Here is a 13823-nt window from a genome sequence, read left to right as displayed (position 1 = left end):
ATGTCGGATGTCAGTCGTCGGCTCGCGCAGCGGCCTTGAGCAGTTGTGCGCACACGGGCACGAGGCGGTCGAGGAAGTAGGTGTGCAGGGGAAGTGGCGGTAGATCGTGCCCATCCCCACGCCGGCCTTGGCCGCAATGTCGCGCACCGGCGCGTCGACGCCTGAGGTGACGAAGACGTCGGCGGGCGCCTCGAGCAGCGTCTGCTCGTTGCGAAACGGAGCAATGCTCCATATAGTGGAGGCGGAGCACTGCTCCGCTTGACCGATGATGCTAGTCGATGAAGCCGTATGCGACATCCCCTGCCCCTAGCGATGGAGGAATACCCATGCAATACCACACCTTGGGCCGCACCGGTGTGCAGGTCAGTTCACTCGTGCTCGGCGCGATGAACTTCGGCGCCATCGGGCACACCACCCAGGATGAGGCGACCGCGATCATTGACGCCGCGCTCGACGGCGGCATCAACCTGATCGACACCGCCGACTTCTACAGCCGCGGCGAATCCGAGCAGCTGGTCGGCCAAGCCATCAGCGCCATCGCCGGCCGGCGCGACGACCTCGTGCTCGCCACCAAGGCGAGCCTGCCGATGGGCGAGGAGCGCAACCACAAGGGCAGCTCGCGCCGCTGGCTGGCCACCGAGCTCGACAACAGCCTGCGCCGCCTGGGCGTCGACCACGTCGACCTGTACCAGGTCCACCGGTGGGACCCGACGACCAGCGACGAGGAGACGCTGTCGGCGCTGACCGATCTGCAGCGCGCTGGCAAGATCCGCTACTTCGGCACCTCGACGTTCCCGGCCTACCGCATCGTGCAGGCGCAGTGGGCCGCGCGCAAACACCAGCTGAGTCGCTACGTCACCGAGCAGCCCGGCTACTCGATCCTGCAGCGAGGCATCGAAACGCACGTCCTGCCCGTCACGCAGGAGTACGGGCTCGGCGTGCTGGTGTGGAGTCCGCTGGCCTCCGGCTGGCTGTCAGGGGCGATCCGCGAGGGCCGTGAGATCACGACCAGCCGCTCGACGCTCATGCCGCACCGCTTCGACACCACCGCCCCGGTCAACCGGGCGAAGCTCGAGGCCGTCGAGCAGCTTGCCAATGTCGCCGCGGAGGCAGGGCTGACGATGATCCAGCTCGCGCTCGGCTTCGTGACCGCGCACCCGGCCGTCACCAGCGCAATCATCGGCCCGCGAACGATCGACCACCTGCACTCGCAGCTCGCCGCCGCCGACATCGTGCTCACGCCCGACGTCCTCGATGCGATCGACGAGATCGTCGCCCCCGGCCTCGACTTCGCTCCAGAGGAGAAGATCGACACACCCCCCTCCCTGCTCGACCCGTCGCTGCGGCGACGTTCATGACTGGGGCGACCGGGATCAGTTTCGGGATCATGACAGCGCCCTCGCAGGTCGACTACCGCGACATCCTGCGGGTCTGGCAGCAGGCCGACGCCATTGAGGAGATCGAACACGCATGGCTGTTCGACCACCTGATGCCGATATTCGGCGATCCGAACGGCCCGACCTTCGAGGGGTGGACGCTGCTGTCGGCCCTGGCCGCGCAGACCGACCGGCTGCGCATCGGCCTGCTCGTGACCAGCAATCGCTTCCGGCCGCCGGCGATGCTCGCCAAGATCGCCGCGACCGTCGACATCGTCTCCGGCGGTCGGCTCGAGTTCGGCATCGGCGCAGGCTCACGACCCAGCGTGCCATTAGCCCGGCGCGAGTACGAGGCGCATGGCCTGCCCTTCCACGACGCCGCACACGCGGTGGGCAGCCTCGCCGAGGCATGCACGATCATCACGCGGCTGTGGACCGACACCGAGCCGTTCGACTTCAACGGCACGTATCACCAGCTCACCGGCGCGTTCTGCAACCCGAAACCCGTCCAGCAACCACATCCGCCGATCGTGATCGGTGGCCGGTCCACCGCGACGCTGCGCGTGGTCGCCGAGCACGCCGACGTCTGGAACATCCCGGGCGGAGACATCGACGACGTGATCAGCCGCAGCGCACTGCTGGATCGCTTCTGCGCCGAGATCGGACGCGACCCCGCCGCGATCACCCGCTCGATCGCCCTGCCCGTCACCTACGACCAGCCCGACGACGTGCGGCGCGCGATCGCAGAAGCCATCGACGCCGGCTTTACGCATGTCGTGCTGATACTGCCGGCGCCATATCCCGACCACGTCGCACGCTGGGTCGCCGACGAACTCATCACGCCGTCGGCCTAGCTCGCTTAACGTCCCTGGGCGCGCGGAATCTCTACCCCAAACGGGTAACTGAACCGGAGGCAGACCCACGCGCCCCGGCCGCGGACCCGACGGCCACTCGAGGCGCGGAGCCACTCGGCCGCGGATTCATCGAAGCCGCGTTCCGCTGATCCCGCCGTCGATGTAGAGGGTGGTTGCGTGGCTCATCCGGGCTTGGTCGAAGGCGAGGAACGCGACGCCGTAGGCGATGTCGAGGGGTTGGACCGGGACGCCGGCGGAGCTACCTGCGGTGATGGCGTCGACGATCGGGCGATCTTTCTCGTTGCCCGGCGTGAGGGTGACTCCGGGAGCGACCGCGTTGACACGCACGCCGCGTGGGCCGAACTCCGCGGCCCATCCGCGGGTCAGTTGCTCGTCGGCGGCTTTGGTGGCTGCGTACATGGCGGCGTACGGGCTGCCGATGGAAGCCATCCAGGAGCCGATGGTGATCACGACGTGCGACTGGACGACGTCGAAACCGCGCGCACCTGCGCGATCTGGCCGCCCCCGGCAGCGCCCCGCCGGATCGGCTCCATCGACCCCCACCAGATTCTGGATCCCGGTCTGCTGCGGCTGATGACCGCGCTCGGCCACCTTCCCGTGCTGCTGCTGGCCCACCGCGCCGAAGGCTTGGCGCGTAACGCGTTGCTGCGCGCTGTGCTGGGACGCGGCCTGGAGGTGGGGACGTCGTTCCTGCGATACATGTTCCACGACGATCTCGCGCGAGAACGCATCGCCAACTGGGCCCAATTCGCCTGCGCCGCCGTCGCTGCGGCCCGACACGAAGTCGGCCGACGCCCGCACGATCACCAGCTCGTCGCGCTCATCGACGAGCTACGCGCCGATCCGTTGGTGGATTCCTGGTGGACGATCATGAAGTGCGCGACCAGATGCCCAGTAGCTGGTCGGCTGCGTCGATCGGCACGCCGCGGGTGAGCAGTTGCTCCCGCACTCGGCCGCCGCGTCGAACTTGCCGCGCGGGCCGCTGCCGTCGGCGTCGCACGTCACCCCGGGCGGTGTCGGCGCGCACATCTTTATCCGGTGAAGGTCTGGGTGCCGAGGACACGCAGCATCTCGAGCCGCTCGGCGGTGCCAGTGCCCGGTTGCGGGCGGAACAACACCAGCCGCTGCCCGGAGGGAGGGCTGAGTACGACGTCGCACTGGAGGTCCAGCACCCCGACGGCAGGATGGTCGAGGACCTTGCGGGTGCTGCGGCGTACCGCGACTTCCTGCCGCGACCAAATCTCGCGGAACTCTGCACTTGCTTCGCTCAGCGCGGCGACCAGGTCAGAAAGCGTCGGGTCGGCGGGCCGCGTGCCGGTGACGACCCGCAGGTCGGCGACGTATTCGCGGCCGAGGGTCTCGTGCTGGTCTGCGCGGTATCGCGAGCGCAATTCCGGATCAGTGAACCACCGCCACAGGAAGTTCCGCCGCCGGCCCGTCTCGGTGGACATCGGGCCGAGCAGCGCGACGTTCAGCGGATTCTGGGCGACCACCTCGTGCAGATCGTCGGAGATCAGCGCCGGTACCGTCGGCGCCACCGCGTCGAGCACGCACATCAGCCCTGCGTCGGCGTAACCGAGCGACTCGTGCCGCGCCGGCGGAGGCTGACCGGCCAGCCGGTACAAATGGTCGCGTTCGTCGAGGGTCAAGCGCAAGGCGCGGGCAATCGAGCCCAGCATCGCGACTGACGGCCGCGGCCCGCGACCCTGCTCGATGCGCTCGTAGTAATCACTCGACATGTCGGCGAGCACGGCGACTTCATCGCGGCGCAACCCAACCGCACGCCGGCGCCCACCGGCGACCATCCCCACGTCGCCCGGCTGCAACTGCTCGCGCCGGTGCCGCAGAAAGCTGCCCAGCTCGTGCCGGTCCCCCGAGCCGTGAGCGGTATGCATGCACCTATCATCGCCCCGCTCACGCCCGCTAACCCCGGACCGCCGAAGCGGGGATCAGCCGGGCGCCCACCGACCGGCGCCGCGCTGCCAGGGTCGACCCATCAGCAGCCTCGACCCTTGGAGAAATTTGTGTCCGAACCGAAAATCGCCCTCGTCACCGGCGCCAGTCGCGGCCTGGGCCGCAGCATGGCCCACCACCTCGCCGCAGCCGGTATCGGCATCATCGGCACATACAAAAGCCGCAAGGACGAAGCCGACCAGATGGTCGCCGAAGCCGAGCAGGCCGGCGTACCGGCGGCCGTGCTGCAGCTCGACGTGGGCGACAGCGACGGCTTCGCCCAATTCAGCGCCGCGCTCATCGACACGCTACGCAGCTTCGGCAGAAACAGCATCGACTACCTCATCAACAACGCCGGGATCGGCGTCTACGCGCCCTTCGCCGACACCACCGAAGAGCAATTCGACGACATCGTGCGGGTGCACCTCAAAGCGCCGTTCTTCCTCACACAGACGCTGCTTCCCTTGATCGCCGACGGCGGCCGAATCCTCAACGTCTCCTCCGGACTAGCCCGCTTCACCGCACCGGGCTACGCCGTCTACGCCACCGCGAAGGGCGCGGTCGAGGTGCTCACCCGCTACCAGGCACAAGAACTCGGTGCGCGAGGCATCCGCGTCAACGCACTCGTGCCCGGTGCCATCGCCACCGACTTCGGCGGCGGACTGGTGCGCGACAACGAACAGGTCAACCAGATGCTGGCCAGCACCATCGCACTCGGGCGCGTCGGCGAACCAGACGACATCGGCGCGGCCGTCCCGGCCATCCTCTCCGACGCCCTGCACTGGGCAACCGGCACCCGCATCGAACTGTCCGGCGGCCAAAGCCTCTGACCTACGTAATCGAGGCCGTTGCCGTACGTCCTGACTCAGTGCGGCCGCCGTCAGCGCGAACTGCCGCAGCCGGCTCCCCCTCCGAGCGGGCCCTGCACCGACCGAGCCGTACCGCAGACCCACCCCTGCGGGACGAGGTGGACAGAGCTGACGGAGATCGGCTACCCGCTCGCCGAGCCCTCGTCAGGGAGCGGTGCCGTCTGGGCGTGGTCGGGCGGCACCAGGCCGCCGGTGTCAGGCTGGTCGCCTACGGCGTCGCACTCCTGCTCGACAGACTCCGTGGCGTCGGTCCGTGCCGTCTCGCCGAGGTCGATGGGTTTGCTCATGGCCGCAGAGTACCCAGCCGGCTCGACCACCACCCGGTGCAGGAGCCGTCGTTGCGGCTGAACAGTGGGTTGTGCCAGTCGTGGCCGATCTCGGCCGCCCGCTCGACGGCCGCCTCGTCCATCTCGATCCCGCGGCCGGCCCACCGGCAACGCGCAGAGCCGACCACGGTCGATGTCCTGTTCGACGCCCAGACGAATCGTCACCGGGCCCAAGATGACCGTTCGCGCCGCGGTACCAGACGTACACGCCGGACCGGACGCCGATTGACGACCGTCGAAGGGGGACGGGGCCTGCCGTGAACGTCAACTCGAGGAACTACAGCACTGGAGCCAGCTGTACGCCTGCCGCTCGCAGCCGCTGGTCCCAAACGGCCCAGAGCGTTTCCGCAACGCCGACTGCGAGCAAGCTGGCCAAGTGCACCGCGTCGGCGCCTCACAGGGAGTGCTGAGCGGCCACGTAGATCCCCCTGGCAGTGACGCCGCCTGGTCAGGACTGCAAATCAGCCGTACGGCGGGCCGCCCGAGCGCCGTTTCAGTCAGCCGGGCCCATGGTGGCCAGTAGCCGCTCCAGCCGCACCAGCGGATCGTCGCTGGGCACGCTGCTCCACACGAGAAGCAGCAGCGGCGCGGCAAGCACCTCGAGTAACCACCAGGGCGAGCGCAGGACGGCCGCCACCAGCGCTGCAAGCACGGGCACCGTTGCAATAACCGCAAGGACGATGCGATTCGCGCGTTGACTCGAGCCTCGCCCTGATCGCAGGGTCACGGCTTCGGCGAGTTGTTCGTGGACCGCTTCATTGACCCGGGGTTCGGCACAGGCCAGTCCGGAGCACAGTACGTCGTAATAAAGAACACGCTCCCTTTTTCGGAGTCTCAGCGCCCGTCGAACTCGGTAAAACATTGGCGCGAGGCCCCCGATAAGCCCGCCGACGGCACCTGATCCGCTACCGGGGAAGATCGCCGCCACGGTGACGGCGAGCGAGATCATGACCCCGATCGGAATCAGCAGAGCGAGCCAGAAGGACCGTCGCGCCGCTGACTTCACCCGGTCAAGATTCCACATGTCCGCTAGTCCCATCGTCGGTGCGCCGTCACGGATGAATGGCCAGGTCAACCACCAGGAACTGCTCGGGCGTGGCCTTGAGCACCCGCAACCGGGGATCGGGCACCGGCAGGAACGGCGGCGTCCGCAGCGGCAGCAGCACGGCAAGCCGCGGATCGGACAGCGCCGCCTCGACGGCCGCCTTGTCACCGCCGCAGATCAGGGCGTCCAGGGCCGCCGTCTCAGGCACCAGGATGTGCACGGCGACGTCCGCGGCCTCGTCGAACGCCGCCCGCGCCTGGTTCGAGCGCCGCCGGGCGTAGCGCTGCTGCGACCAGCCACCGGCCTTGGTGGTGCCCTGGACGTAGGCCGATCCGACCTTGGACGACACCAGCTCCGTCCCGTCGAACACCCCGGCCGCGTAACCGCCGCGGCGCACCAGCAGCACGCCGACGCGCCGGGGCCGGTTGAGGTGTAGCTGTAACGATGTCAGCGAGCGGGGTGAGTCGGACTCCCAGGGAAGGAAGGGCACCTTGATCCAGGCCACTGAGCCGTCGGCGGCGGTCACGACGACCTGGTCGGCGAAGGCCGCGGTGCTCAGTCCCCCGTGCCGGTCGGCGAAACCGTCCAGCCACCTGGACACCCGCCGGGACGCGACACTCACCCGGCGGGCGTCCTCCGGAACCGGCGGCGGCTGCATCTCAGCCCGTGATTCGCTCGAGTATGAGCGGGCTCCGCTGGACACCGGCTGCCGCCTCGGAAGTGATGTCGTACCCGCCGTCCAGGGCCTGCAGGGCACGTTCGAAGCGGGCCGGCTCGTCGGTGCGCAGTTCGAGCAGCGGCTGACCGGCGATGACCCGGTCCCCCTGCTTGGCCAGCATGACCACTCCGGCCCCGGCCGAGACCGGGTCCTCTTTGCGGGCGCGTCCGGCCCCCAGCCGCCAGGCCGCCACTCCGACCGCGTACGCGTCCAGCCGGCTGAGCACGCCCGAGGCCGGTGCGTTCACGACATGGATCTCGGCGGCGACCGGCAGGGCTGCGTCGGGGTCGCCGCCCTGGGCGGTGATCATCCGTCGCCAGACGTCCATCGCGCGGCCGTCCGCGAGGGCCACGGCCGGGTCGACGCCGGTGATGCCGACTCCGGCGAGCATCTCGACCGCCAACGCCACCGTCAGCTCGATGATGTCCACTGGGCCACCGCCGGCCAGCACCTCGACCGACTCGGCCACCTCGAGGGCGTTGCCGGCGGTGCGTCCGAGGGGGGTGTTCATGTCGGTGAGCAGCGCGACGGTATGCGTGCCGGCCGCGTTGCCGAGCGCAACCATGGTCTGCGCGAGCAGCCGGGCGTCCACGACGTTCTTCATGAAGGCGCCGGTGCCGACCTTGACGTCCAGCACCAGGGCGGACGACCCCTCGGCGATCTTCTTGCTCATGATCGAACTGGCGATCAGCGGGATCGCCTCGACGGTGCCGGTGACGTCGCGCAGCGCGTACAGCTTCTTGTCCGCGGGCGCCAGGCCGTCGCCGGCCGCGCACACCACCGCTCCGACGTCGTTGAGCTGGCTGACGAAGTCGGCGTTGGACACCGACGCCCGCCAGCCCGGGATGGACTCCAGCTTGTCCAGGGTGCCGCCGGTGTGGCCGAGCCCGCGGCCCGACAACTGCGGGACGGCGGCGCCCAGCGCGGCGACCAGCGGAGCCAGCGGCAAGGTGATCTTGTCGCCCACGCCGCCCGTCGAGTGCTTGTCGGTGGTCGGCTTGCGCACCGCCGAGAGGTCGAGTCGCTCACCGGAGGCGATCATTGCGTTCGTCCAGCGCGCCAACTCGTCCGGTTCCATGCCGTTGAGCAGGATCGCCATCGCCAGCGCCGCCATCTGCTCGTCGGCCACCACGCCCCTGGTGTAGGCGTCGATCACCCAGTCGATCTCGGCGTCCGGAATCCGGCCCCGATCCCGCTTGGCGCGGATGACCCCGACAGCATCGAACGGCTCGGCGATGCGTGAAGACTCGGCGGCGCTAGCAGGCATTGCGACAGCCTCTCATGCAAGCAGGCTGCGAGTCGGCAGCCCCGGAAAGCGGCTGAAGTCCCGATCCATCGTGAGCAGTGTGCGTATTCCGTGGTCGAGGCAGATCGCGGCGATCCTCGCGTCGTGCACCGCCGCGCCGACCAGTCCGGCAGCCGCGACCAGCCGGGTCAGGGTGGCCAGATGGGCGGCCGACTCGGTCAGCAGTCGCAGCGACGGGGACTCCGTCCAGGCAAGCACCTGATCGAGAGCGGTCGCTGCGGGCGTGGGGACGGTGAATACCCGCGGATTGCTGACCACGGCGTAGAACTCGTGAATACACGGCCAGGGCAATGCCCAGGTGGCACCACCCTCGGCAAGCTCCGTGAGAGCGAGCTTCGCGCGCTGGTGAAAGGGGCTGTCCGGGCGGTGGGCATACACCAGCACGTTCGTGTCAACCGCGATCATCGGGGCTGCGGCTCAACCGGCGAAGGGTAGATCGCGTCGCGGAGCTGCTCCCAGCCGGCGCCGGCGAATTCCGCCGTCACGCCGCCCGTCCCGAAACTCACGTCTCGTAGGCGGAAGGTGGTCGACCCTTCGCCGGCCGCCTCTGCCAGCAGTCGGGAAAGCGCCTGCTCAACCAGGCTCTTGGTCGTCGTACCGCGTTGCCTCGCAAGCTGCTTGACCTCGCTCCAGAGCGGCTCGGCTATGTCCATGCTGGTTTTCATACCGCCTACGGTATCACTGAATACCGGTAACGGTACAGCCGTCCCGATCAGCACCGAGCGGTCTTCTGCGCCATCTCGTCCAGATCGTGCGGTCCGAATGCCCGGGGTAGCAGCTCGGCCACGGTCACCGAGGAATCGTCGGCGGTGGCGACCCGCATCGACGGGCCACCGTGCTCGAACAGCAGCTGGCGACACCGGCCGCAGGGCATCAGGTACGCGCCCTCGCCATCGACGCACACCATGGCGACCAACCGCCCGCCACCGCCGGCGGCCAGGGCCGAGACGAGCCCGCACTCGGCGCACAGGCCCAGCCCGTACGAGGCGTTCTCGACGTTGCAGGCCGTGATCAGCCGGCCGTCGTCCACGACGGCCGCCACGCCGACCGGATAGTTCGAGTAGGGCGCGTAGGCCTTGCCCATCGCCGTGACCGCCTCGCGACGCAGCACATCCCACTCGATGTCCATGAACCCACTCCTCAACCGACTGAATATGGCTGGCCGTCAGCCGCCGGCGGCTGTACCCGGCCGATGAAGCCGGCGACCGCCAGCAGCGTGACCACGTAGGGCAGGGTCAGCAGCAGGTTGGAATCCACCGGCGCGCCTGCCTGGGACAGCAGCGACTGCAACTGGTCGGCGAAGCCGAACAGCAGGGCGGCCAGCACCGCCCCGACCGGGCGCCAGCGGCCGAAGATGACCGCGGCCAGGGCAATGAAGCCGCGACCGGCCGACATGTTGAGCCCGAACGTTCCCGCCGCGCCGGCCCCGATCACCAGGAAAGCGCCGCCGAGCCCGGCGATCAGGCCGGCCAGCAGCACGGCTCGCATCCGCGTCTGGTTGACGTTGATGCCCACCGTGTCGGCGGCCTTGGGGTGCTCGCCGACCGAGCGGAGCCGCAGCCCCCACCGAGTGTGGAAGAGGCCGAAGTGCACCGCCGCGACCAAAACGTAGGTCAGGTACAGGAAGATGGTGCCGTCGAAGAACACCGGGCCGAGAATCGGAATGTCACCCAGCACCGGGATCTTCAGGGTGCTGAAATACCCCGGTTCGTTGAACTCGGTGGCGTGCGGCGAGAGCAGCTTGTTGAACAGAAAGCTCGTCAGGCCGAGTGCGAACACGTTGAGCACCACGCCGATGATCACCTGATCCACGAGGTACCGGATCGCGAGCGCGGCCAGCACCGCGGCGACCAGCAGGCCGGCGATCATGCCGCCGAGCGCGCCTGCCCAGATGCTGCCGGTGACCGTGCCGATGACGGCGGTAGCGAACGCGCCGAGCAGCAACTGACCCTCGATCGCCACGTTCACGACGCCGGAGCGCTCGCCGATGACGCCCGCCAGGGACCCGAGGATCAGCGGGATGGCGGCGGGGAACAGCGCGCCCTGCAGCAGCGACACGACGTTGAGTCCGGAGAAGGTGCCCGCGACGGACCAGATCATGAACGCCACCAGCAGCGCCAGGATGGCCACCGCCGAGCACCACCGCGCGGGAACCCGCCGCGCCAGCCGTGCCACGCCCGCCAGCAGGATCAGCAGGCACATCAGCAGGATCAGCGGCCGGGCCACGAACGTCGCCGAGCCCAGGTGCACCTTGGCGCCCGGCAGCGCGAACTGGAAAACCGCCTTCTGCCCCGCCCGCGAACCCAGTCCGAACCCCCACGTCGCCAGCAGTCCCAGCACGATGGTGACCGAACCGGCCATGATGTGGCGCGGCACCCGGGGCGCCCGCACGCTGGTGATGCTCACCGCGAGGTTGGTGGTCGCGGTCGCCACCGGCGCGAGGCCGAGGCGCTTGAGCCGGAAGAAGCCCTCGATCAGCTTCGGCGCGGCGATGAAGATGACGATCAGGGCCTGGATGACGGTGATGATGTCGACCGGTGCCTGGACGCTCTGCGCGGCCTGCATCTGCGTGCCACCGGTGCGCAGGGCGCCGAACAGCAAACCGGCACCGACGACGCCCCAGGGCCGGCTGCGCCCGAGCAGCGCCACCGTGATGGCGTCGAAGCCGACGTTGGAGGCGATGTTCGGCGTCACCACGTACGACGTTCCGCCACCCAGGGCCAGCGTCGCGCCGCCCAGCCCGGCCAGGCCACCGGACAGCGACATCGCCAGCATCGTCACCGAGCCCACGCTCATGCCGGCCGTGCGCGCGGCGGCCGGGTTCGCCCCGACAGCCCGCAGCCGGAAGCCGACCGTGCTCTTGGTGAGCAGCCAGGCCACGCCGGCGGCCGCGACCAGGGCGAGGATGATGCCGAGGTCGATGCGCTCGCCATTGCCGAACAGGTGTGGCAGCCGCGCGGTGCCGTGAATGGGCTTGCTGGCCTGCGGGTTGTTCGGCGCGACGATCGACTTCTTGGCGAGCAGGTAGAGCAGTCCGAACGTGGCGACGTAGTTCAGCATGATGGTCGTGATGACCTCATGGGCCCCGGTACGAGCCTTCAGGAAGCCCGCGATGAAGCCCCAGAACGCGCCGGCGGCGATGCCCCCGGCCACCGCCAGGACGAGGTGGATCACCGGCGGCAACTCCACGATCAGGCCGAGGTAACCCGAGGCGAACGCGCCGGCGATGACCTGGCCGTTGCCACCGATGTTGAACAGACCGGCCCGGAACGCCAGCGCCACCGCGAGGCCGGCGCAGATCAGGGGCGTTGCGGTGTAGATGGACGTCGTGATCGGCCCGAACGCCTGGCTGAGCGTGCTGGCGTGCTGCGGGTCGAAGATCGCACCCTCGAACAGCGCGATGTAGGTGTCGCGCAGGGTGTACCAGGCGTCGTTGAAGAAGTCCGTCGGTGAGCTGAAGAGGTACCCGAGGTCAGTACGCACCCGCTCGTCGGAGAAGACGACCATCAGGCCGCCGATCAGCAGCGCCAGCAGCACGGCGAGCACGGTGACCACCCACGACCGGTTGCGCCGACGCGCCGGCTGCGCCGCGAGCATCCCCGCGGGACCGGTTCCGCCCGAGGCAGCCTGCGCGGTGGCCAGCTCGGTGCTCATGCGGACCCTGCTTCTGCGCCACGCGGGTTGCCAGAGCTGACTGAGCTAGCTGAGCTGTCCGAGTTATCAGCGGCCGCCAGCACGCTGTGGTGCTCGGCCGCTTCGGCGACAGCCTGGCCGGCCGGCACGCCGGCCATCATCAGGCCCACCTCGTCCCTGGACGCGCCGCCGGGCAGCTCGCCGATGATGGCGCCCCGGTACATCACCAGGATTCGATCGGCCAGGCCCAGCACCTCGTCCAGTTCGGTGGAGACGATGACGACGGCGGTGCCCCGGTCACGCTCGTCCACGATGCGTCTGTGAATGAACTCCTGGGCGCCGACGTCCACGCCGCGGGTGGGTTGCGAGGCGACGAGCAGGGTCAGCGGCCGCGACATCTCACGGGCGACCACGACCTTCTGCTGGTTGCCGCCGGACAGCGTGGACGCCATCGCGTCCGGCGAGGACGTCCGGATGTCGAACTCCTCGACCCGGCTGGTGGCATTGGCCGCGATTCGGTCGAGCCGAAGCGACAGGCCGCGGGAGAACTCGTCGCGGTGGTACAGGTCCAGCACCAGGTTCTCGGCGACCGAGAAGCCACTGACGATGCCGTCGTGCTGGCGGTCCTCGGGAATGAAACCGACCCCGCGACCGAGGATGTCGTCCACCGACTCGCCGGCCGTGTCGGTGCCCTTCATCCACACCGATCCGGAGACGGGGTGGCGCAGGCCGAGCAGGGACTCCACGAGCTCTTCCTGACCGTTGCCCTGCACCCCGGCGAGCGCCACGATCTCGCCGGCGGCCACGTCGAAGCTGACGCCGTCGACAGTCGTCTGGCCGCGGTCATCGGCCACCGTGAGGTCGCGGACGCTCAGCACCGTCTCGGCGACCTTGGCCTCGGGCTTGTCCACGACCAGGTTGACGCTGCGGCCGACCATCATGGTGGCGAGCTCGGCCTCGGAGGCACTGGGCAGCGCGCTGCCCACCACCTTGCCGCGGCGGATGACCGTGATGCGGTCCGCGATAGCCCTGACCTCGCGAAGCTTGTGGGTGATGAAGACGATGGACGTCCCGGCGTCGCGTAGCTCGGTCATCACCCGGATGAGGTCGTCGATCTCCTGCGGAGTGAGCACCGCCGTCGGCTCGTCCAGGATCAGCACCTTGGCATTGCCGAGTAGCGCCTTCAGGATCTCGACCCGCTGCTGCACACCGACCGGCAGATCCGCGACGACCGCCTCCGGATCGACCGCCAGGCCGTAGCGCTCGCTCAGCTCGGTGACCTTGCGGCGAGCCGTCCTGCGGTCCAGGCTGCCCAGCGGGCCGGACGTCCACTCGTGCCCGAGCATGACGTTCTCGGCGACCGTGAACACCGGGACGAGCATGAAGTGCTGATGCACCATGCCGATTCCGGCGGCGAGCGCCTCACCCGGACCGGAGAAGGATCGGGGTCGGCCGTCGAGCAGGATCTCGCCGCCGTCGGGCTGGTACAGCCCGTACAGGACGTTCATCAGCGTGGACTTGCCCGCGCCGTTCTCGCCGAGCAGGGCGTGGATCTCACCCGACTCGACGACTAGGTCGATCGAGTCGTTGGCGACCAGGGATCCGAACCGCTTGGTGATCCCGTTCAGTTCGAGCCGCACTCCGGCTCCCCCCTTCTCAACGCCGCACGGTCAAAGCTCCGGACACCACGCTCCGGACACCACACCGACGCTGCGCTGGTCA

Annotated in this window: 16 protein-coding genes and 2 pseudogenes; 4 read left to right on the top strand and 14 right to left on the bottom strand. The window is 69.1% G+C overall.

Annotation, left to right across the window (positions count from 1 at the left end; genetic code table 11):
- Positions 1-87 precede the first annotated feature (87 nt).
- A pseudogene (locus tag RM423_RS25375) lies at positions 88-267 on the bottom strand (TetR/AcrR family transcriptional regulator); the annotation flags it as partial.
- Between the two features lie 59 nt (positions 268-326).
- Between RM423_RS25375 and RM423_RS02820 the strand changes: the two are divergent.
- A complete protein-coding gene (locus RM423_RS02820; protein WP_311421472.1) occupies positions 327-1358 on the top strand; it encodes an aldo/keto reductase in 1032 nt (343 codons plus the stop codon).
- Positions 1359-1387: 29 nt separating this feature from the next.
- Complete coding sequence (locus tag RM423_RS02815; protein ID WP_311421471.1) at positions 1388-2230, top strand: LLM class flavin-dependent oxidoreductase; 843 nt, start codon at positions 1388-1390, stop codon at positions 2228-2230.
- Between the two features lie 126 nt (positions 2231-2356).
- Here RM423_RS02815 and RM423_RS02810 read toward each other — a convergent pair whose 3' ends face one another.
- Positions 2357-2701 (bottom strand): SDR family oxidoreductase, encoded by a 345-nt coding sequence (locus RM423_RS02810; RefSeq protein ID WP_311421470.1) that lies wholly within the window; start codon positions 2699-2701, stop codon positions 2357-2359.
- Positions 2702-2704: 3 nt separating this feature from the next.
- Here RM423_RS02810 and RM423_RS02805 point away from each other — a divergent pair, with 3 nt between their 5' ends.
- Complete coding sequence (locus RM423_RS02805; protein ID WP_311421469.1) at positions 2705-3184, top strand: MmyB family transcriptional regulator; 480 nt, start codon at positions 2705-2707, stop codon at positions 3182-3184.
- A gap of 98 nt (positions 3185-3282) precedes the next feature.
- Here the strand turns inward: RM423_RS02805 and RM423_RS02800 are convergent, their stop codons facing one another.
- On the bottom strand, positions 3283-4146 hold the full coding sequence (locus RM423_RS02800; RefSeq protein WP_311421468.1) for a helix-turn-helix transcriptional regulator: 864 nt from the start codon (positions 4144-4146) through the stop codon (positions 3283-3285).
- A gap of 129 nt (positions 4147-4275) precedes the next feature.
- Here RM423_RS02800 and RM423_RS02795 point away from each other — a divergent pair, with 129 nt between their 5' ends.
- Positions 4276-5034 carry an SDR family NAD(P)-dependent oxidoreductase gene (locus tag RM423_RS02795; RefSeq protein ID WP_311421467.1) on the top strand — a complete coding sequence of 253 codons (759 nt, stop codon included), beginning with the start codon at positions 4276-4278 and terminating at the stop codon, positions 5032-5034.
- 161 nt (positions 5035-5195) lie between these two features.
- Here RM423_RS02795 and RM423_RS02790 read toward each other — a convergent pair whose 3' ends face one another.
- The 11 genes and pseudogenes from RM423_RS02790 to RM423_RS02745 form a co-directional block, all read right to left on the bottom strand.
- Positions 5196-5360: a hypothetical protein gene (locus RM423_RS02790; protein ID WP_311421466.1), complete on the bottom strand. Its 165-nt coding sequence runs from the start codon at positions 5358-5360 to the stop codon at positions 5196-5198.
- Complete coding sequence (locus RM423_RS02785) at positions 5357-5527, bottom strand: hypothetical protein (protein ID WP_311421465.1); 171 nt, start codon at positions 5525-5527, stop codon at positions 5357-5359. The genes RM423_RS02790 and RM423_RS02785 overlap by 4 nt, the downstream gene beginning before the upstream one ends.
- A gap of 149 nt (positions 5528-5676) precedes the next feature.
- A pseudogene (locus RM423_RS25370) lies at positions 5677-5793 on the bottom strand (type II toxin-antitoxin system VapC family toxin); the annotation flags it as partial.
- A gap of 99 nt (positions 5794-5892) precedes the next feature.
- A complete protein-coding gene (locus tag RM423_RS02780) occupies positions 5893-6348 on the bottom strand; it encodes a hypothetical protein (protein WP_311421464.1) in 456 nt (151 codons plus the stop codon).
- 103 nt (positions 6349-6451) lie between these two features.
- Complete coding sequence (locus RM423_RS02775; RefSeq protein ID WP_311421463.1) at positions 6452-7102, bottom strand: acVLRF1 family peptidyl-tRNA hydrolase; 651 nt, start codon at positions 7100-7102, stop codon at positions 6452-6454.
- A gap of 1 nt (position 7103) precedes the next feature.
- The gene (locus RM423_RS02770; RefSeq protein ID WP_311421462.1) at positions 7104-8429 is read right to left on the bottom strand and encodes a thymidine phosphorylase; all 1326 of its coding nucleotides are present in this window, start codon (positions 8427-8429) and stop codon (positions 7104-7106) included.
- A gap of 12 nt (positions 8430-8441) precedes the next feature.
- Positions 8442-8873 carry a type II toxin-antitoxin system VapC family toxin gene (locus RM423_RS02765; RefSeq protein WP_311421461.1) on the bottom strand — a complete coding sequence of 144 codons (432 nt, stop codon included), beginning with the start codon at positions 8871-8873 and terminating at the stop codon, positions 8442-8444.
- The gene (locus tag RM423_RS02760; protein ID WP_311421460.1) at positions 8870-9133 is read right to left on the bottom strand and encodes a hypothetical protein; all 264 of its coding nucleotides are present in this window, start codon (positions 9131-9133) and stop codon (positions 8870-8872) included. The genes RM423_RS02765 and RM423_RS02760 overlap by 4 nt, the downstream gene beginning before the upstream one ends.
- A 47-nt stretch (positions 9134-9180) precedes the next feature.
- Entirely contained in the window at positions 9181-9597 is a 417-nt protein-coding gene (locus RM423_RS02755) for a cytidine deaminase (RefSeq protein WP_311421459.1), read from the bottom strand.
- Positions 9598-9608: 11 nt separating this feature from the next.
- On the bottom strand, positions 9609-12122 hold the full coding sequence (locus RM423_RS02750) for an ABC transporter permease subunit (RefSeq protein WP_311421458.1): 2514 nt from the start codon (positions 12120-12122) through the stop codon (positions 9609-9611).
- The gene (locus tag RM423_RS02745) at positions 12119-13741 is read right to left on the bottom strand and encodes an ABC transporter ATP-binding protein (protein ID WP_311421457.1); all 1623 of its coding nucleotides are present in this window, start codon (positions 13739-13741) and stop codon (positions 12119-12121) included. Before RM423_RS02745 ends, RM423_RS02750 begins: the two co-directional genes overlap by 4 nt.
- Between the last annotated feature and the right edge of the window lie 82 nt (positions 13742-13823).

Origin of the sequence: Jatrophihabitans lederbergiae (assembly GCF_031845305.1) — a bacterium.
Classification (GTDB): Bacteria; Actinomycetota; Actinomycetes; order Mycobacteriales; family Jatrophihabitantaceae; genus Jatrophihabitans_A; species Jatrophihabitans_A lederbergiae.
Note: the sequence above shows the minus strand (reverse complement) of the source record. Positions and strands in the feature narration are given on the sequence as shown.

What these genes read in the sequence shown, in the direction of transcription:
- RM423_RS02820 (WP_311421472.1), top strand. Translation starts at nt 327, where the DNA reads ATGCAATACCACACCTTGGGCCGCACCGGTGTGCAGGTCAGTTCACTC.
- RM423_RS02815 (WP_311421471.1), top strand. Translation starts at nt 1,388, where the DNA reads ATGACAGCGCCCTCGCAGGTCGACTACCGCGACATCCTGCGGGTCTGG.
- RM423_RS02800 (WP_311421468.1), bottom strand. Translation starts at nt 4,146, where the DNA reads ATGCATACCGCTCACGGCTCGGGGGACCGGCACGAGCTGGGCAGCTTT.
- RM423_RS02790 (WP_311421466.1), bottom strand. Translation starts at nt 5,360, where the DNA reads ATGAGCAAACCCATCGACCTCGGCGAGACGGCACGGACCGACGCCACG.
- RM423_RS02780 (WP_311421464.1), bottom strand. Translation starts at nt 6,348, where the DNA reads ATGATCTCGCTCGCCGTCACCGTGGCGGCGATCTTCCCCGGTAGCGGA.
- RM423_RS02775 (WP_311421463.1), bottom strand. Translation starts at nt 7,102, where the DNA reads ATGCAGCCGCCGCCGGTTCCGGAGGACGCCCGCCGGGTGAGTGTCGCG.
- RM423_RS02770 (WP_311421462.1), bottom strand. Translation starts at nt 8,429, where the DNA reads ATGCCTGCTAGCGCCGCCGAGTCTTCACGCATCGCCGAGCCGTTCGAT.
- RM423_RS02765 (WP_311421461.1), bottom strand. Translation starts at nt 8,873, where the DNA reads ATGATCGCGGTTGACACGAACGTGCTGGTGTATGCCCACCGCCCGGAC.
- RM423_RS02760 (WP_311421460.1), bottom strand. Translation starts at nt 9,133, where the DNA reads ATGAAAACCAGCATGGACATAGCCGAGCCGCTCTGGAGCGAGGTCAAG.
- RM423_RS02755 (WP_311421459.1), bottom strand. Translation starts at nt 9,597, where the DNA reads ATGGACATCGAGTGGGATGTGCTGCGTCGCGAGGCGGTCACGGCGATG.
- RM423_RS02750 (WP_311421458.1), bottom strand. Translation starts at nt 12,122, where the DNA reads ATGAGCACCGAGCTGGCCACCGCGCAGGCTGCCTCGGGCGGAACCGGT.